This is a genomic window from Ensifer sp. (assembly GCF_031989085.1).
Lineage (GTDB): Bacteria > Pseudomonadota > Alphaproteobacteria > Rhizobiales > Rhizobiaceae > Ensifer.
In genome coordinates this window covers 231,455-246,258 of the sequence record NZ_DALZXU010000004.1, presented here as the reverse complement: position 1 = coordinate 246,258, position 14,804 = coordinate 231,455, and the positions used below count along the sequence as shown (strand labels likewise).

The 14,804-nt window shown below is 63.4% G+C and carries 14 protein-coding genes; 6 read left to right on the top strand and 8 right to left on the bottom strand.

The features are described 5' to 3' along the window. Nucleotides 1-272: 272 nt before the first annotated feature. Together RTP54_RS20105 and acnA are read right to left on the bottom strand one after the other, a co-directional pair. A complete protein-coding gene (locus tag RTP54_RS20105; RefSeq protein ID WP_112806588.1) occupies nt 273-1,046 on the bottom strand; it encodes a DUF1223 domain-containing protein in 774 nt (257 codons plus the stop codon). A 183-nt stretch (nt 1,047-1,229) separates the two neighbouring features. Continuing rightward, nucleotides 1,230-3,920, bottom strand: a complete 2,691-nt coding sequence (gene acnA / locus RTP54_RS20100) for an aconitate hydratase AcnA (RefSeq protein ID WP_312365397.1) — start codon at nt 3,918-3,920, stop codon at nt 1,230-1,232. A 270-nt stretch (nt 3,921-4,190) separates the two neighbouring features. Here acnA and ccmA point away from each other — a divergent pair, with 270 nt between their 5' ends. The 5 genes from ccmA (at nt 4,191) to RTP54_RS20075 (ending at nt 7,264) form a co-directional block, all read left to right on the top strand. Then, nucleotides 4,191-4,841 carry a heme ABC exporter ATP-binding protein CcmA gene (gene ccmA / locus RTP54_RS20095; RefSeq protein ID WP_312365395.1) on the top strand — a complete coding sequence of 217 codons (651 nt, stop codon included), beginning with the start codon at nt 4,191-4,193 and terminating at the stop codon, nt 4,839-4,841. A gap of 39 nt (nt 4,842-4,880) precedes the next feature. Further along, nucleotides 4,881-5,540 carry a heme exporter protein CcmB gene (gene ccmB, locus RTP54_RS20090; RefSeq protein WP_312365393.1) on the top strand — a complete coding sequence of 220 codons (660 nt, stop codon included), beginning with the start codon at nt 4,881-4,883 and terminating at the stop codon, nt 5,538-5,540. 176 nt (nt 5,541-5,716) lie between these two features. Next, entirely contained in the window at nt 5,717-6,478 is a 762-nt protein-coding gene (locus tag RTP54_RS20085; RefSeq protein ID WP_112806580.1) for a heme ABC transporter permease, read from the top strand. A 4-nt stretch (nt 6,479-6,482) separates the two neighbouring features. Then, on the top strand, nt 6,483-6,659 hold the full coding sequence (ccmD, locus tag RTP54_RS20080) for a heme exporter protein CcmD (RefSeq protein WP_162703292.1): 177 nt from the start codon (nt 6,483-6,485) through the stop codon (nt 6,657-6,659). Then, the gene (locus RTP54_RS20075) at nt 6,656-7,264 is read left to right on the top strand and encodes a DsbE family thiol:disulfide interchange protein (protein WP_112806579.1); all 609 of its coding nucleotides are present in this window, start codon (nt 6,656-6,658) and stop codon (nt 7,262-7,264) included. Before ccmD ends, RTP54_RS20075 begins: the two co-directional genes overlap by 4 nt. A 347-nt stretch (nt 7,265-7,611) precedes the next feature. Here RTP54_RS20075 and RTP54_RS20070 read toward each other — a convergent pair whose 3' ends face one another. The 6 genes from RTP54_RS20070 to RTP54_RS20045 all read right to left on the bottom strand — a co-directional run bounded on the left by RTP54_RS20070 (nt 7,612) and on the right by RTP54_RS20045 (nt 13,976). Further along, the gene (locus RTP54_RS20070; protein ID WP_112814974.1) at nt 7,612-8,205 is read right to left on the bottom strand and encodes a DUF2585 domain-containing protein; all 594 of its coding nucleotides are present in this window, start codon (nt 8,203-8,205) and stop codon (nt 7,612-7,614) included. Next, nucleotides 8,202-8,834, bottom strand: coding sequence for a septation protein A (locus RTP54_RS20065; RefSeq protein ID WP_112806753.1), 633 nt, complete (start codon nt 8,832-8,834; stop codon nt 8,202-8,204). The genes RTP54_RS20070 and RTP54_RS20065 overlap by 4 nt, the downstream gene beginning before the upstream one ends. Before the next feature lie 155 nt (nt 8,835-8,989). Next, the gene (gene ftsY, locus RTP54_RS20060; protein ID WP_312365385.1) at nt 8,990-10,666 is read right to left on the bottom strand and encodes a signal recognition particle-docking protein FtsY; all 1,677 of its coding nucleotides are present in this window, start codon (nt 10,664-10,666) and stop codon (nt 8,990-8,992) included. Between the two features lie 18 nt (nt 10,667-10,684). Beyond that, nucleotides 10,685-11,959, bottom strand: coding sequence for a tRNA (N(6)-L-threonylcarbamoyladenosine(37)-C(2))-methylthiotransferase MtaB (mtaB, locus tag RTP54_RS20055; RefSeq protein ID WP_312365383.1), 1,275 nt, complete (start codon nt 11,957-11,959; stop codon nt 10,685-10,687). Continuing rightward, nucleotides 11,956-12,870, bottom strand: a complete 915-nt coding sequence (gene dapF / locus RTP54_RS20050) for a diaminopimelate epimerase (protein WP_312365381.1) — start codon at nt 12,868-12,870, stop codon at nt 11,956-11,958. Before dapF ends, mtaB begins: the two co-directional genes overlap by 4 nt. 92 nt (nt 12,871-12,962) lie before the next feature. Continuing rightward, entirely contained in the window at nt 12,963-13,976 is a 1,014-nt protein-coding gene (locus RTP54_RS20045; RefSeq protein WP_312365379.1) for an MBL fold metallo-hydrolase, read from the bottom strand. Between the two features lie 130 nt (nt 13,977-14,106). Between RTP54_RS20045 and RTP54_RS20040 the strand changes: the two genes are divergently transcribed. Continuing rightward, nucleotides 14,107-14,589, top strand: a complete 483-nt coding sequence (locus tag RTP54_RS20040) for a MarR family winged helix-turn-helix transcriptional regulator (RefSeq protein ID WP_112806569.1) — start codon at nt 14,107-14,109, stop codon at nt 14,587-14,589. The last annotated feature ends 215 nt before the right edge of the window (nt 14,590-14,804 follow it).

The following is a 14,804-nucleotide window of genomic DNA, read 5'->3' as shown; positions in this document are numbered from 1 at the left end:
GAGTCGTTGCCACCGTATGTCCGCTCAGATCGTCATGCTGCGTGACCTTCAACGCGCGCAGTCATGGCCGGTTCGGTCCGGTAACTTCGAACCCTCAGCCCCAGCCCCTCGATGCTGCCGGGCCGAACCACCCCTTGAAGCGCCAGGCGTCACCACGACGCGCAATAGGCGCAGTGGCAACAGCATCGTTGCCCGATTCTTCCTCAGCCGACCCAATGGCGCAGGCCGCTTCATCGCTCACGATTTGCCCGGCCGACACTTAAAGCTTGCACTCACAGCTTGCCCTGGGGGCCGGCGAGCACGGCGGTCGCGCCGATGATCGGGCCTGGCGTTTCGGCATCCTTCATCGACTGCAGAAGCACCGCACAGCCGCTCTTGCCACGCTGTTCCGTCAGAACTGTCGCCGGAAGGGTAAAGGTCGCGGCCTTGCCGTCCCACATGCCGATGGTCTGGATGTCGCGCACCGCATGCCAGTAGGAAATCTTCTTGCCGCTGTTTTCGCCCTTCTCGACGTCGACGACCCTTGCCCGGTCGAAATAGACGACGACGACATTGGCCTTGCCGTCACCGGCGCCGACCTTGATCGAGATCTCATCGCCGTTGATCTTGGCATCGACGGGAACGGCAAGCCCCTTGCCGTCTGCCTTCATGGCGTCGAGGCGGGATTTGATCGCCTGCAGGTTGGCGCCGTTGATGTGGTCGCGGCCGTTGAGGATCGCCTGCGGCGTGTAGACGCCGTTGCGACCCAGCATGCGCGCATAGGCATATTGCCGGTCGGTGTTGTCGCTGGAGGCCAGCGTGTCCTTCCAGCCGAGGTAATTCCAGTAGTCGACGTGGTAGGAGAGCGCCACCACGTCTCCGTCATCCACCAGCTTCTTCAAGGCGGCATCAGCCGGCGGGCAGGAGGAGCAGCCCTGGCTGGTGAAGAGTTCGACGACGCCCTTGATGACCTTGCCGTCCTGCGCCATCGCCGGAACCGACGCTGCCGCAACAAGCCCGAAAGCCAATGCAACAGGGCGAAGGAAATATCTGTCTGCGAATGTCATGGCGTCACTTCACTGGCGGCCGACAGGCCTACTTCACGGGGGAGATCATTACATACGACGCCGACGCTTCAACGGGAAGTCACGTTGGAGTGAGGATAGCGGCGGCAACCCAAAAGAGAATGTGAAAGGGCCAGGACACCTTTTGGTATCCCGGCCCTTTCATGCTTGGGGTACCCGCAGCGATCAGGCTGCGAGGTCGCGCAGAACCGTCTGCAGGATGCCGCCGTTGTTGACGTAGGTCACTTCGTCGAGCGTATCGATGCGGCAGATGAGCGTAACGTCCTTCACCGTGCCGTCGCCATAGATGACCCGCGCGACGCGCTTTTCGCGCGGCTGGACATTGGCGAGGTTTTCGATCGTGACGATCTCATCGCCCTTCAGGCCAAGCGTCTCCCAGGTCGTGCCCTCTTCGAAGACGAACGGGATGACGCCCATGCCGACCAGGTTCGAGCGATGGATGCGCTCGAAGGACTGGGCGATCACGGCCTTGACGCCGAGCAGGTTGGTGCCCTTTGCGGCCCAGTCGCGCGACGAGCCGTTGCCGTATTCGACGCCGGCGAAGATGACGAGCGGAACGCCCTCTTCCTTGTACTGCATGGCTGCGTCGTAGATCGACATCTCTTCCTTCGAAGGATAGTGGATGGTGTAGCCACCCTCCTTGCCGTTCGGGCCGAGCATGTGGTTGCGGATGCGGATGTTGGCGAACGTGCCGCGCATCATCACCTCATGGTTGCCACGACGGGTGCCGTACTGGTTGAAGTCGGCGACGCCGACGCCATGACCGATAAGGTAGGCACCGGCCGGAGAGGCCGCCTTGATCGAACCGGCCGGGGAGATGTGGTCGGTCGTGATCTTGTCGCCGAACAGGCCGAGGACGCGCGCGCCCTTGATGTCGGAAATGCCCGAGCCGGATTTGCCCATGCCGACGAAATAGGGCGGGTTCTGTACATAGGTCGAACCGTCGTCCCAGGCGTAGGTCTGGCCTGGAGGCACCTGAACGGCCTGCCAGTTTTCGTCGCCCTTGAACACGTCGGCGTACTTGGTCGCGTAGAGCTCACGGGTGACGTATTTGAAGATGAACTCCTGGATCTCCTTGGAGGTCGGCCAGATGTCCTTGAGGAAGATCGGCTTGCCGTCGCGGTCTTCGCCGAGCGGCTCGCTCGTCAGGTCCTTCTGGACGGACCCTGCAAGCGCATAGGCGACGACGAGCGGCGGCGAGGCGAGGTAGTTCGCCTGCACGTCCGGCGAGATGCGGCCTTCGAAGTTGCGGTTGCCGGAGAGAACGCCGGCGGCAATCAGGCCCTTGTCGTTGATCGTCTTGGAGATCGGTGCCGGCAGCGGACCGGAGTTGCCGATGCAGGTGGTGCAACCGAAGCCGACGAGGTTGAAGCCCAGCGCGTCGAGGTCCTTCTGCAGGCCCGACTTTGCCAGGTACTCGCCGACGACCTGCGACCCCGGTGCAAGCGAGGTCTTGACCCATGGCTTCGACTTCAGGCCCTTGGCAACGGCGTTGCGGGCGAGAAGGCCCGCCGCGATCAGCACCGAGGGGTTCGAGGTGTTGGTGCAGGACGTGATCGCGGCGATGGCGACGTCGCCATGGCCGAGATCGAAATCCGTGCCTTCGACGGCGTAGCGGTTGGAAAGCTGGCCCGGCTTCTTGTAGTCGCCTTCAAGTGCGGTCGCGAAGCCCGATGCGATGCTTTCGAGCGGGATGCGGCCCTCGGGACGCTTCGGGCCGGCCATGGCCGGTACGACCTGGCCGAGGTCGAGTTCGAGCGTGTCGGTGAAGACCAGCTCCGAGCCGTCACCGTCGCGCCACATGCCCTGCGCCTTGGAGTAGGCTTCGACGAGCGCGATGCGGTTCTCCTCGCGGCCGGACATGGTGAGGTAGTTGATGGTTTCGCTGTCGACCGGGAAGAAGCCGCAGGTGGCGCCGTATTCCGGGCCCATGTTGCCGATGGTGGCGCGGTCGGCGAGCGTCATGTTGTCGAGGCCCGGACCGAAGAATTCGACGAACTTCGAAACGACGCCCTTCTTGCGCAGCATCTGCACGACCATCAGCACCAGGTCGGTGGCGGTGACGCCTTCCTTGAGCTTGCCGGTCAGCTTGAAGCCGATGACCTCGGGCAGAAGCATGGAAACCGGCTGGCCGAGCATGGCGGCTTCAGCCTCGATGCCGCCGACGCCCCAGCCGAGAACGCCCAGGCCGTTGATCATCGTGGTGTGGCTGTCGGTGCCGACGCATGTATCCGGGTAGGCGGTGATTTCGCCATCTTCTTCGCGGGTCCAGACAGTCTGGCCCAGATATTCCAGATTGACCTGATGACAGATGCCGGTGCCGGGCGGCACGACGCGGAAGTTCTTGAACGCCTGCTGGCCCCACTTCAGGAAGCGGTAGCGCTCGCCGTTGCGCTCGTATTCGAGCTCGACGTTGCGGGCAAAGGCGTTCGGGGTGCCGAATTCGTCGACGATGACGGAGTGGTCGATGACGAGATCGACGGGTACCAGCGGGTTGATCTTTTCCGGATCGCCACCGAGCGAGACCATGGCGTCGCGCATGGCCGCGAGGTCAACGACGGCGGGAACGCCGGTGAAGTCCTGCATCAGGACCCGGGCCGGGCGGTAGGCGATTTCGTTTTCAGCCGTACCCTTGTCGTTCAGCCAGGCAGCGATGTTCTCGATATCCTTCCTGGTGACGGAGCGATCGTCTTCGTTGCGCAGCAGATTTTCGAGCAGCACCTTCATCGAATAAGGAAGTTTCGAAACGCCGGCGAGACCGTTCGCCTCAGCCTTGGGCAGGCTGTAATAGACGTAGTCGACACCGTTGACAGTGAGCGTGGAGCGACAATTAAAACTGTCTAGAGACTTGGACACTGGATGATACCCCGTTCCGTCTGATCGCCAAAAGCTGACGTACGAACGCCCGAGCGCCTGCGAAGCGCGATTTGGGATGCGGGTGCGGCCATTTCCGCTGTCCGCACGTGGAAATTCATTCCATGTTCGGCGCTTGGATGAAATTCACGCCGACCGCTGGCGTGTTGACCGCTATATAGATAATTTCTCCAAATCGTGCCAGACCAACCAAGGTTCAATCGGGACTTTTTTTGCCTTGCGGCATAGAGCGTGAAGGGAAGCTTGAAATTCATGCGCCTGTTGGCTGAAGGTCTGAGTGCGCGGCGCGGCGAAGATCTGATTTTTAATGATATTTCCTTCGTACTCGATGCCGGTGAAGCCCTCCTGGTGACCGGCCCCAACGGGTCTGGAAAGTCGACCTTGCTGCGTGTCCTTGCCGGTCTGCTGACGGCCGAAACCGGCCACCTCAAACTTGAAGGCGGCCCTCCTGAATTGCAGCATCCGTCGGAACTCAGCCACTATCTCGGCCATCGAAATGCGATGAAGCGCGAGCTGACCGTCGCGGAGAATCTTTCCTTCTGGAAGCGTTTCTTGGGCGATTCGTTCGGTGGCGCGGGCTGGGAGATCGGCGCGGCCGCGGAAGCAGTCGGCCTTCCCGGCATCACGCACCTGCCCTTCGGCTATCTGTCGGCCGGCCAGCAGCGCCGCATGGCGATGGCCAAGCTTCTCGTCGCCTACCGGCCGATCTGGATCCTCGACGAGCCGACGGCTGCGCTCGATGCCGCCGCTGACACGCTTTTTGCGGGCTTGGTCAATGCGCATCTGCAACAGGGCGGTATCGTCGTTGCCGCGACGCACCAGCCGCTCGGGCTCGGGCGCGTCAAGGAATTGCGCATGACCGGCTTTGCCGGCGTCGACGGAGGCCTGTGGCATGATGCGTGAACCGACGGCCGACGATCGGGCGATGACGGGATCGCGCAGATGATCGCGCTCTTTTTCCGCGATCTCAAGCTGTCGATCCGCGCCGGTGGCGGCGCGATGATCGGCGTCCTGTTCTTCATGACGGTGGTCGCCGTCATTCCCTTCGGTGTCGGCCCCGACCTTAACCTGCTTTCCCGGATCGGGCCGGCGATCCTGTGGATCGGGGCGCTGCTCGCCTCGCTGCTCGGCCTCGACCGTCTGTTCCAGGCGGAGCGCGAAGACGGGTCTCTGGATCTGATGCTGATGCAGGAAACGCCTCTCATCGCCACCGTGTTCGTCAAATGCGCCGCCCATTGGGCTGCCACCGGCCTGCCGCTGGTGATCGCCGCGCCGCTGCTCGGCCTGTTCATGAACATGGACGAGCTGGCGATCGGCGCCACCATGCTGACGCTGCTTGTGGGAACACCGGCCATCACCTTTATCGGTGCGGTCGGTGCCGCGGTTGCCGTGTCGCTGCCGCGCGGCGGTCTGCTGGTGTCGATCCTGGTGTTGCCGCTTGCCATCCCGGTGCTGATCTTCGGCGTCAGTGCCGTCTATGCGGCGATCGAGGATCCCGCACCGTTCCTGCCGCCGCTGATGATCCTTGCGGCCATCACCCTGTTTTTCGCCGTCATCGGGCCAGTCGCCGCGGCGGCCGCGCTTCGTCATGCGTCCGACTGACGCGGATCACGCCGGTTGGCGAGAAACTGTCTGCCGTTATCGCGCCGTTATCGCACCAACCCTCTGGAATAGAAGGTGTTTATGCCGGCGCTGTCGGCGGGGAGAAAAACGGATCGTGATCACGTGTTTGACGGGGATCAATTGCGAGAACAGGGCTTAAGCGTTAAAGAGCCATCATGAGCGAAAACAGCCTTGCCGTCCGTAAATTCAGCGATCTCGCCAACCCGACGCGGTTTCTGGCGCTGGCCGATCGCGTCCTGCCGTGGCTTTCGGCGCTGACGGCGCTTTTCTTCGTGGTCGGTCTTTGGCTGGCATTCACCACGCAAGGCGACTACCAGCAGGGCGAGACGGTGCGCATCATGTATGTGCATGTGCCGGCCGCCTGGCTGTCAATGATGTGCTACTCGGTCATGGCGCTCGCAGCCCTTGGCACCCTTGTCTGGCGGCACCCGATTGCCGACGTGTCGTCGCGCGCGGCGGCCCCGATCGGCGCCTGCTTCACGTTTCTGGCGCTCGTCACCGGCTCGCTCTGGGGCAAGCCGATGTGGGGCGCCTGGTGGGTATGGGATGCGCGGCTGACGTCGGTGTTCGTGCTCTTCCTCATGTATCTCGGGCTGATGGCGCTCAACCGCGCCATGGACGACCCGGCCCGCTCGTCGCGGGTCTCGGCCGTCCTGGTGCTGGTCGGCTTCGTCAACATTCCGATCATCAAGTTTTCCGTCGAATGGTGGAACACCCTGCACCAGCCGGCCAGCGTCTTGAGGCTTGACGGCCCGACGATCGATCCGGAATTTCTGCGCCCGCTCGTCGTCATGGCGATCGCGTTTACGCTTCTGTTTTTCACGCTGCATATCGCCGCCATGCGCAACGAGATCTGGCGCCGGCGCGTCACGTCGCTGCGCCGGATGGCCGCCCGCAGCGCCGGCCGGGAGGTGTAACCCGATGATGAGCCATGCGGCCTATGTCTTTGCCAGCTACGGGATCGCGACCTTGACGGTCGTCGGCCTCTGTCTCTGGGTGATAACAGATGGACGGGCGCGCCAGCGCGAGCTGCGCGAACTCGAAGCCTCGGGCGTGCGCCGCCGCTCGGCGGAAGCATCAACCGGAGAAACACGATGAGCAGCACCCCTGCACCCGGCAGCGAAGAGCGCAAGCCGGGGCTCCTGCGCGTCGGTCTGGCGCTTCTGCCGCTCGCGATCTTCGCTGCACTTGCCGCCATCTTCTGGAGCCAGCTCAACTCGGGCAAGGATGTGAGCGAAATTCCCTCGGCGCTGATCGGCACCAAGGCGCCGAAACTCGACATGCCGCCGCTCGAGGGTGCGACCCGCAACGACCAGCCGATGCCGGCGCTGACCGATGCGGCCATCAAGGGCAAATTGACGCTCGTCAACGTCTGGGCCTCCTGGTGTGTGCCCTGCCGGCAGGAGCATCCCTTCATCCTGGAACTGTCGAAGGATCCGCGGCTCACCGTCGTCGGTATCAACTACAAGGACCAGAACGAAAATGCGCTGCGTTTTCTCGGCGAACTCGGCAATCCGTTTTCCGCCGTTGGTGTCGACCCGCGCGGCAAGGCAGCGATCGACTGGGGCGTCTACGGTATCCCTGAATCCTATCTCGTCGGCACGGACGGCACGATCCTCTACAAGCGCGTAGGCCCGTTCGACGAGAAAAGCGTGAAGGAAGGGCTGATGCCGGCGATCGAGAAGGCCGCTGCCGGATCGTAAGTGGCACGCGCTACGCATGCGAGAGACCCGATTGAGGGTTGAGAGTGGTTAACTGGCCGACGTTGCCCCCGCCGCATTCTCCCTCATCCCTGTGCTTGTCACAGGGATCGAGCAACGGCGCGTCCGCGGCGCGAGAGAATATCACTCTTCATGCTATGCAATGTGCCTGCGGTAAGTTTCCGCCGCGCGGACGCGCGGCTACTGGATTCCTGTGACGAGCACAGGAATGAGGGCGCTTCTTCTGGTCGACGGTATCCGGCAAAGCGCGATGGTCTCGCGGCTTCTCTGGTGTTTTGGAAAGTGCAGCGGCAGAAGTAGACGCGTGTCGCGGAGGACCGGAGCGCGCCTTAAATCCCCGCCTGCCAGTCGCGGACCGCGTCCAGCGGCCAGACCAGCATAAACACGTTGAGGGTCAGGTTGTCGCGGATCAGCCAGCCGGTGAAGAGTTCGAAGCCGATGGCGATCGTCACCGTCAGCCAGACGGGCATGCGGGCCGCAAACATGAAGCCGGCGACCATGGCCAGCGTGTCCATCGTCGAATTCAAGATACTGTCGCCGAAATAGTCGAGCGAGATCGTTGCCGAGCGATAGCGGTTGATCACCATCGGCGTATTTTCGGCAATCTCCCAGGCGGATTCGATGACCGTTGCCAGGAACAGCTTGGCGGTCAGCGGCTTGCCGCGCAGGAGCAGATGGCCAAGACCGTAGAACAGGAAGCCGTGGATGATGTGCGACGGCGTGTACCAGTCGGCGATGTGTTGCGAGTTGCCGCTCGACTTGACGACGGGTTCGAACAGCTTGACGTAGCCGCAGTCGCAGATCCAGACGCGGCCCATCAGGTGCTGGGTGATGACCTGGATCGCGAGGACGCCGACACAGGCCACAAACCAGGCGAGCGCATGCCGATTGCGACTGTCGTTGCCGTCGAGACTGGTTGTCACTTGGCGTTATCCTGATCGAGCGAATGCTTCATGATCAACGGCATCTGCGCCAGTGTAAACAGGATGGTGATCGGCATCGTGCCCCAGACCTTGAAGGCCACCCAGAAATCCGTGGAGAACGAGCGCCAGATGACCTCGTTGAGCACGGCGAGAACCAGGAAGAAAATCCCCCAGCGCAGCGTGAGCTTGCGCCAGCCGTCTTCGTCGAGCTTGAAGGCGGAATGGAAGACGTAGCCGAGCAGCGACTTGCCGAACAGAAGTCCACCCAGGAGGATGGTGCCGAACAGCGTGTTGACGATCGTCGGCTTCATCTTGATGAAGGTGTCGTTCTGCAGCCAGAGTGTCAGGGCGCCGAAGACGAAGACGACAATGCCCGAGATCAGCGGCATCATTGGTAGCGTGCGGGTCAGCATCCAGGACACGACGAGCGCGATCGCGGTCGCGGCCATGAACAGGCCGGTCGCGATGAAGATCGGGCCGCCGAGTTCGGCAAGCGTCGGGAAATGCCCTGCCAGCCATTCGCCGCGGGAATTGGCGAAGAAGAAGACCATCAAGGGTCCGAGCTCCAGCACCAGCTTCAACAGCGGGCTGACTTCCTTCTGCGGCTTGGTAGCCTCGATCGACGACATCTGGGGATCCTGTTTTCGCATCTGCCTGCCGCTCATAACACCAGCTTTGCGGCAAAACCATATCAAGGCAGCCGGCTTGCGCAAACGCCCAGGCATAATAGCGTAAATCGAAACCGATTTACGGGGTGCATCATGCTCCGGGATGGCGGTTGCCGTCAGGCGGCGACGCCCGCGATCGCCTCGGCGAAATCCTTGGCCTCGAACGGTTCCAGGTCGTCTATGCCTTCACCGACGCCGATGAAATAGACCGGCAGCTTGTGCTTGGCGGAGATGGCGACGAGGATGCCGCCGCGCGCCGTGCCGTCGAGCTTGGTCATGATCAGGCCGCTGACGCCGGCGACATTGCGGAAGATCTCCACCTGCTGCAGCGCGTTCTGGCCCGTGGTGGCATCGAGCGTCTGCAGCACCGTGTGCGGCGCATCCGGGTCGAGCTTGCCGAGCACGCGCACGATCTTTTCGAGCTCGGCCATCAACTCGGCCTTGTTCTGCAGCCGGCCGGCCGTGTCGATGATCAAGACGTCGGCCTTCTTTTCGCGCGCCTGCTGGAACGCCTCATAGGCAAGACCGGCGGCGTCTGCGCCGAGCTTCGATGACACGATGTCGGACTTGGTGCGATCGGCCCAGATCTTCAGCTGTTCGATCGCGGCCGCGCGGAAGGTGTCGCCAGCGGCCAGCATCACCTTGAGGCCGGCGCCCGACAGCTTGGCGGCCAGCTTGCCGATCGTCGTGGTCTTGCCGGTGCCGTTGACGCCGACCACCAGGATGACATGCGGCTTGTGGCTGAGATCGAGTTCCAGCGGCTTGGCGACAGGCGACAGGACCTTGGTGATTTCCCCGGCCATGATGCGCGACACGTCCTCGCCGGATACATCCTTGCCATAGCGCTCGGAGGCGAGTGTGTCGGTGATGCGCATCGCGGTCTCGACGCCGAGATCGGCCTGGATCAGCAGATCTTCCAGATCCTGCAGCGTCGCCTCATCGAGCTTGCGCTTGGTGAAGAGGCTGGCGATCTGGCCGGTCAGCTGCGAGGAGGTGCGCGCAAGTCCGCGGCGCAGGCGCTGATACCAGCTGAGCTTGGCCTCAGGCGCTGCAACGGGCTCGTCCTTCGCGCGGTCAGCGGCGCTGGCAAACCCCTTGGGAAGGCTGGCGGCAATCGCCGCTTCGGCGACCGGCATTTCGAGGATCGTCTCGTCTGCGACGGGCTCTTCCAGAGCTGCGGTTTCGGCCACCGGCGTCTCGGGCGTATCGTCGCTTGCTGCTGCGACGTCCTCGACGGGTTCGGCATCGGCGGCCGGCGCGTGGCTCGCTTCGTCGACGGCTGCAGCTTCAACAGACGCGATTTCCGCCTGTTCGGCCAATGCTTCCGGCTCGACCTGCGTGTCTTCCGGCGCGGTTTCCTGAAGGGCGGCAATGGCGTCCAGCGCCTCTTGCTCGGTCTCCGACAGCTGTTCCGGTTTTGCTTCCGGCTCCAGGGACGCGCCATCCTGGACCACGGTCTCGTCGCGGCGCGTTTCATCCGGCGCCGGTCCGCCGGCGGTCTCGATCTCGGCCGGCAGGATCGGGTCCTCGACGGCAACCGGCAGGGCTTCGACGTCCGCCAGCGGCTCGAGCAGTGCTTCGGATGTGTCTTCGGTCGCCGGCTGCGCAATCACGGGCTCGTCGACAGTCACCTCGAGCGGCGCGATCTCAGCGGGTGGTGCCAGCTCTGGAGCCGGCAGTTCGGCGGAAACCGGGGCTGCGGCGTCAGCTTGCGGCGCGGCATCCTGCGGCTTGGCTTCCTCGACAGTGCCCTTGCCGAAGTTGAAGATCTTCTTGATGAAACCGATTGCCATTCAGGGATTCCGCATAAGTCAGGCCGCAGCCATCTGTTTTATCTGCATCGTCAGGTGCTTGCCATTGTGGCCGGTGATCGTGACCGGCACAAGCGCACGGGGTTTGAGGCCTGCGGCATCGACGAGCGTGAAATTTTCGGTGTGGGCGAGACCGTTGTTCTCAACCAGTATTGTCTGCTCGCTGCCGACCATGCCGTCTAGGTGGCGGGCGTGGAGCCGGGCTCCGGCTGCACGAAGGCGGGCAGCGCGATCCTTGACGAGCGCCCGGTCGAGCTGCGGCATGCGCGCGGCCGGCGTGCCGGGCCGGGGGCTATAGGGAAAGACGTGCAGATGGGCGATGCCGCAATCCTCGGCAAGGCGCACCGCGTTTTCGAACATGTCCTCGGTTTCCGTCGGGAAGCCGGCGATCATGTCGGCGCCGAGGCTGATATCCGGGCGCAGGCGCCGGACCTGGTCGGCAAAGGCGCGGGCATCGGCGCTCGAATGGCGGCGCTTCATCCGCTTCAGGATCATGTCGTCGCCATGCTGCAGCGACAGGTGCAGGTGCGGCATGAAGCGTGCTTCGTCGGCGATCAGGTCGAACAGGTGGTGGTCCGCCTCGATGCCGTCGATCGAGGAGAGACGCAGGCGGCGGATATCCGGTACCTGCTTCAAAAGCGTCTTTGCCAGCAACCCCAGCGTCGGCGTTCCCGGCAGGTCGGCGCCGTAGCTGGTGGCATCGACGCCGGTGAGAACGATTTCGCTATAGCCGCCGTCGACGAGCTTTCGTGCCTGGTCGACCACGGCTCCCATCGGCACCGAGCGGGAATTGCCGCGGCCATAGGGGATGATGCAGAAGGTGCAGCGATGGTCACAGCCGTTCTGCACCTGGATGAAGGCGCGCACGTGGCCGTCGATATGCTTGACCATCTGCGGCGCCGTGGCGCGCACGCTCATGATATCGTTGACGCGCAGCTTTTCTTCCGCCGAGACGCCGAAATCCGGCAGCGAGCGATAGGAGGCGCTTTTCAGCTTCTCCTCGTTTCCGAGCACGGCATCGACCTCGGCCATGCCGGCGAAGACGTCTTTCTCGGTCTGGGCGGCACAGCCGGTGACAATGATGCGGGCATGCGGGTTGTCGCGGCGGGCGCGGCGGATGGCCTGGCGCGCCTGGCGCACGGCCTCGCCGGTCACGGCACAGGTGTTGACGAGGATGGCGTTGTTCAGCCCCGCCTTTTCGGCTTCCGCCCGCATCACTTCGGATTCGTAGGTATTGAGACGGCAGCCGAAGGTTATGACCTCGACGCCACTCAAAGCGCCCGCGCTCCCGCAGATCCGGGTTGGGCTTCATCGCGTTGCCAGGTGCCGGTTGCGGGATCGACGGTTCCCGACCATTCCCATTCGGCAGGTCCGGTCATGACGACATGGTCGTCGTCACGCCACTCGATGGTCAGCCGGGCAGGCAGGGGGGCGGATGCGACGTCGATCGTTACCTTGCGCCCGGTGCGCCCGGTGCGCGCGGCGCTGACGGCGGCCGCGCAAGCGGCCGAGCCGCAGGCAAGGGTCAGTCCGGCGCCGCGCTCCCAGGTGCGGGTGCGCAGCGAGGATGGCGAAAGCACCTGCGCCAGCGTGATGTTGGCGCGCTCGGGAAACATCGGATGGTTCTCGAGCAGCGGGCCGAAACGGTCGAGATCGAAGGACATCGGATCCTTGTCGACCCAGAACACCGCGTGCGGATTGCCCATCGACATGACCGATGGCGAATGCAGGACAGGATTGTCGATCGGGCCGATCTGCAGCTCGATGCGGCTGGTGTCGGCAAACTCCTCGGCAAGCGGGATCCTGTCCCAGGCAAAGACCGGCTTGCCCATATCGATCGATATCGTGCCGTCGTCGTGTTCCCTGGCATTCAGGATGCCGGCGATGGTCTGGAAGGTGAACGTCTTCTTGCCGGTCTCGGCGGCGAGCGCCTGCACGACGCAGCGCGTGCCGTTGCCGCAGGCCTGCGCCATCGAGCCGTCGCAATTGAGGATCTCGATCCAGGCGTCGGTGCCTTCAGCCTTCGGGTCGTGGATCGCCATGATCTGGTCGAAGGCGGTGGCGGGATCTGCCGCGAGCGCGACGGCCGCCGCCGGCGTTACCCGATCCTTCCGACCGCGCATGTCGACGACCAGGATCTTGTTTCCAAGCCCGTTCATTCTGGCAAATTGCACGTTGTCGGCCATGTCGCGATTGTCCAAACCGGCCCCCAAGCGTGGAGCCACTCTTCATTGGGGCTGTATATGACGGAAAAGCCCGGAAATTACCAGTGCCGGCTTCATCGGCCAGCAGGAGCCGAAGGCGGCACTTCGAAGATTTCGCCGGGTCGCATGGCCCGAAAGCGCGAACGGGAAATGCCGGCCTCGTCCAGCGCCCGTTCGAGTGCGCGGGCCGGCGCATCGACGCCTTCGTCGGTCAGGCGAAAGGTTCCCCAATGGTGCCCGGCCACGTGCTCTGCGGCGCAGTCGATCATGCCTTGCACCGCCTCTTGCGGGTTCTGGTGATGATCCTGCATGAACCAGCGCGGTTCGTAGGCGCCGAAAGGCAGGTTGGCGAGGCGGAAGCCGCCGTGCTTTTCGCGCACGGCACGATAGTTGATGCCGCCGTGAAAACCGGTGTCGCCGATATGGTAGATCTTGCCGACGGGCGTTTCGATGACGAAGGCCGCCCAGAGTGCCATGCGCCGGTCGCCCGAGCCGCGCGCGGACCAGTGGTGGCAGGGCTCTGCATGGATTACCAGGCCATTTTCAAGCTGCAGCCGGTCGCCCCAGTCGAGAACCGACAGGGTCGCCTCGGGTGCTGACCGGCGGATGATCGTGTCGTTGCCGAGCGGCGTCACGATGCGCGGCGCATGCTCCTCGTTGAGGGCCGCCAGCGTATCGAGATCGAGGTGGTCGTAGTGATTGTGGGTGACGAGCACCAGATCGATCGGCGGCAGGTCGTCCATCCCGATGCCGGGCGCATTGTGCCTGGCCGGACCGACGAAGGAGAAGGGGCTGACCCTGTGCGACCAGACCGGGTCGGTCAGAATGTTGAAACCATGCACCTGGATCAACAGGCTGGCATGGCCGATCATCGTTACCCTGAGGCGATCGCCCTCGACGCTCAGCTCCGGCTTTGCCGGCTCAAACGGGCTTGGATACTGTGCCGGCCACTTCACCTTGCCGCGCCCGAGCTGCCAGCGCAGGAGTGCGGCCATGCCGCGCGGCTGGCGGCCGTTTGGGTTGAAGAACCGCGTTCCGTCGAAGTGATCGGAGGCAGGCCCCCGGTAATAAGGATTGACCTTCGGCATTCATCGTTTCCCGGAGCATGTTCAGTTGCGGTCGCATCATGAGATAAGGGCGCGGGCGGCGTCGTGACAGGGCGAGAGGCCAAGGTTTAAGAAATTCTTGAAAACAGCAACTGGATTGCTATCGTGTCGCATGCTGGTTCGCTTCGACAAACAGGAACGTCTCTATAAGGCCATCAAGCTGGTCCGGCCGATCCATCTCAACGTGCATCGCTCGATCGAACAGATGCTTAAGGGAGCGGGCATCTCCGTGGCCGAACGGGCGGTGCTCGAGCTTCTCTGCGTCGAGCCGTTGACGGTTCCGGAGGCGGCCAGGCGCCTGTCGATGAAACGGCAGTTCGTGTTGCGCGTCGTCGTCGGGCTGTTGGAAAAGGGGCTCTTGGAAAAGCAGCCCAACCCCGAGCATCGGCGCGCCTATTTCTGCGCACCGAGTGCTGCCGGTCGCGACCTGTTTGCGGCCATCCACCGGCGTGAGCTCGAGCTGCTGCACGCGGTTCTCGGCGATATCAACCAGACCGAAGTGGTGGTGGCGCTCAGGGTCCTGACCCGCGTCGCGAGCGCCTTCGAGGAACTGGCGAGCGCGCTTGGCGCGCCGGAGGGTGCGCAACTTCCGTGAGCGTTGGTTTGCGGGCGCCGTGAGGGCCTTGACGTCGCATTTGCCCGCAGTCCTTGACTTTTCGGCCGCTTTCCTGTTTATCGCGGCGAATTCCTTCGCAAGTGATGACTTCGAAGCCACCGACCGGGCCCCGTCAAGGTATAAAGAGAGCCCGGAGGTCAACATCCGACAGCGCGTTGCGCCCTCGGGTGGTTTTTGGCTTTGCGCCTTGTTTT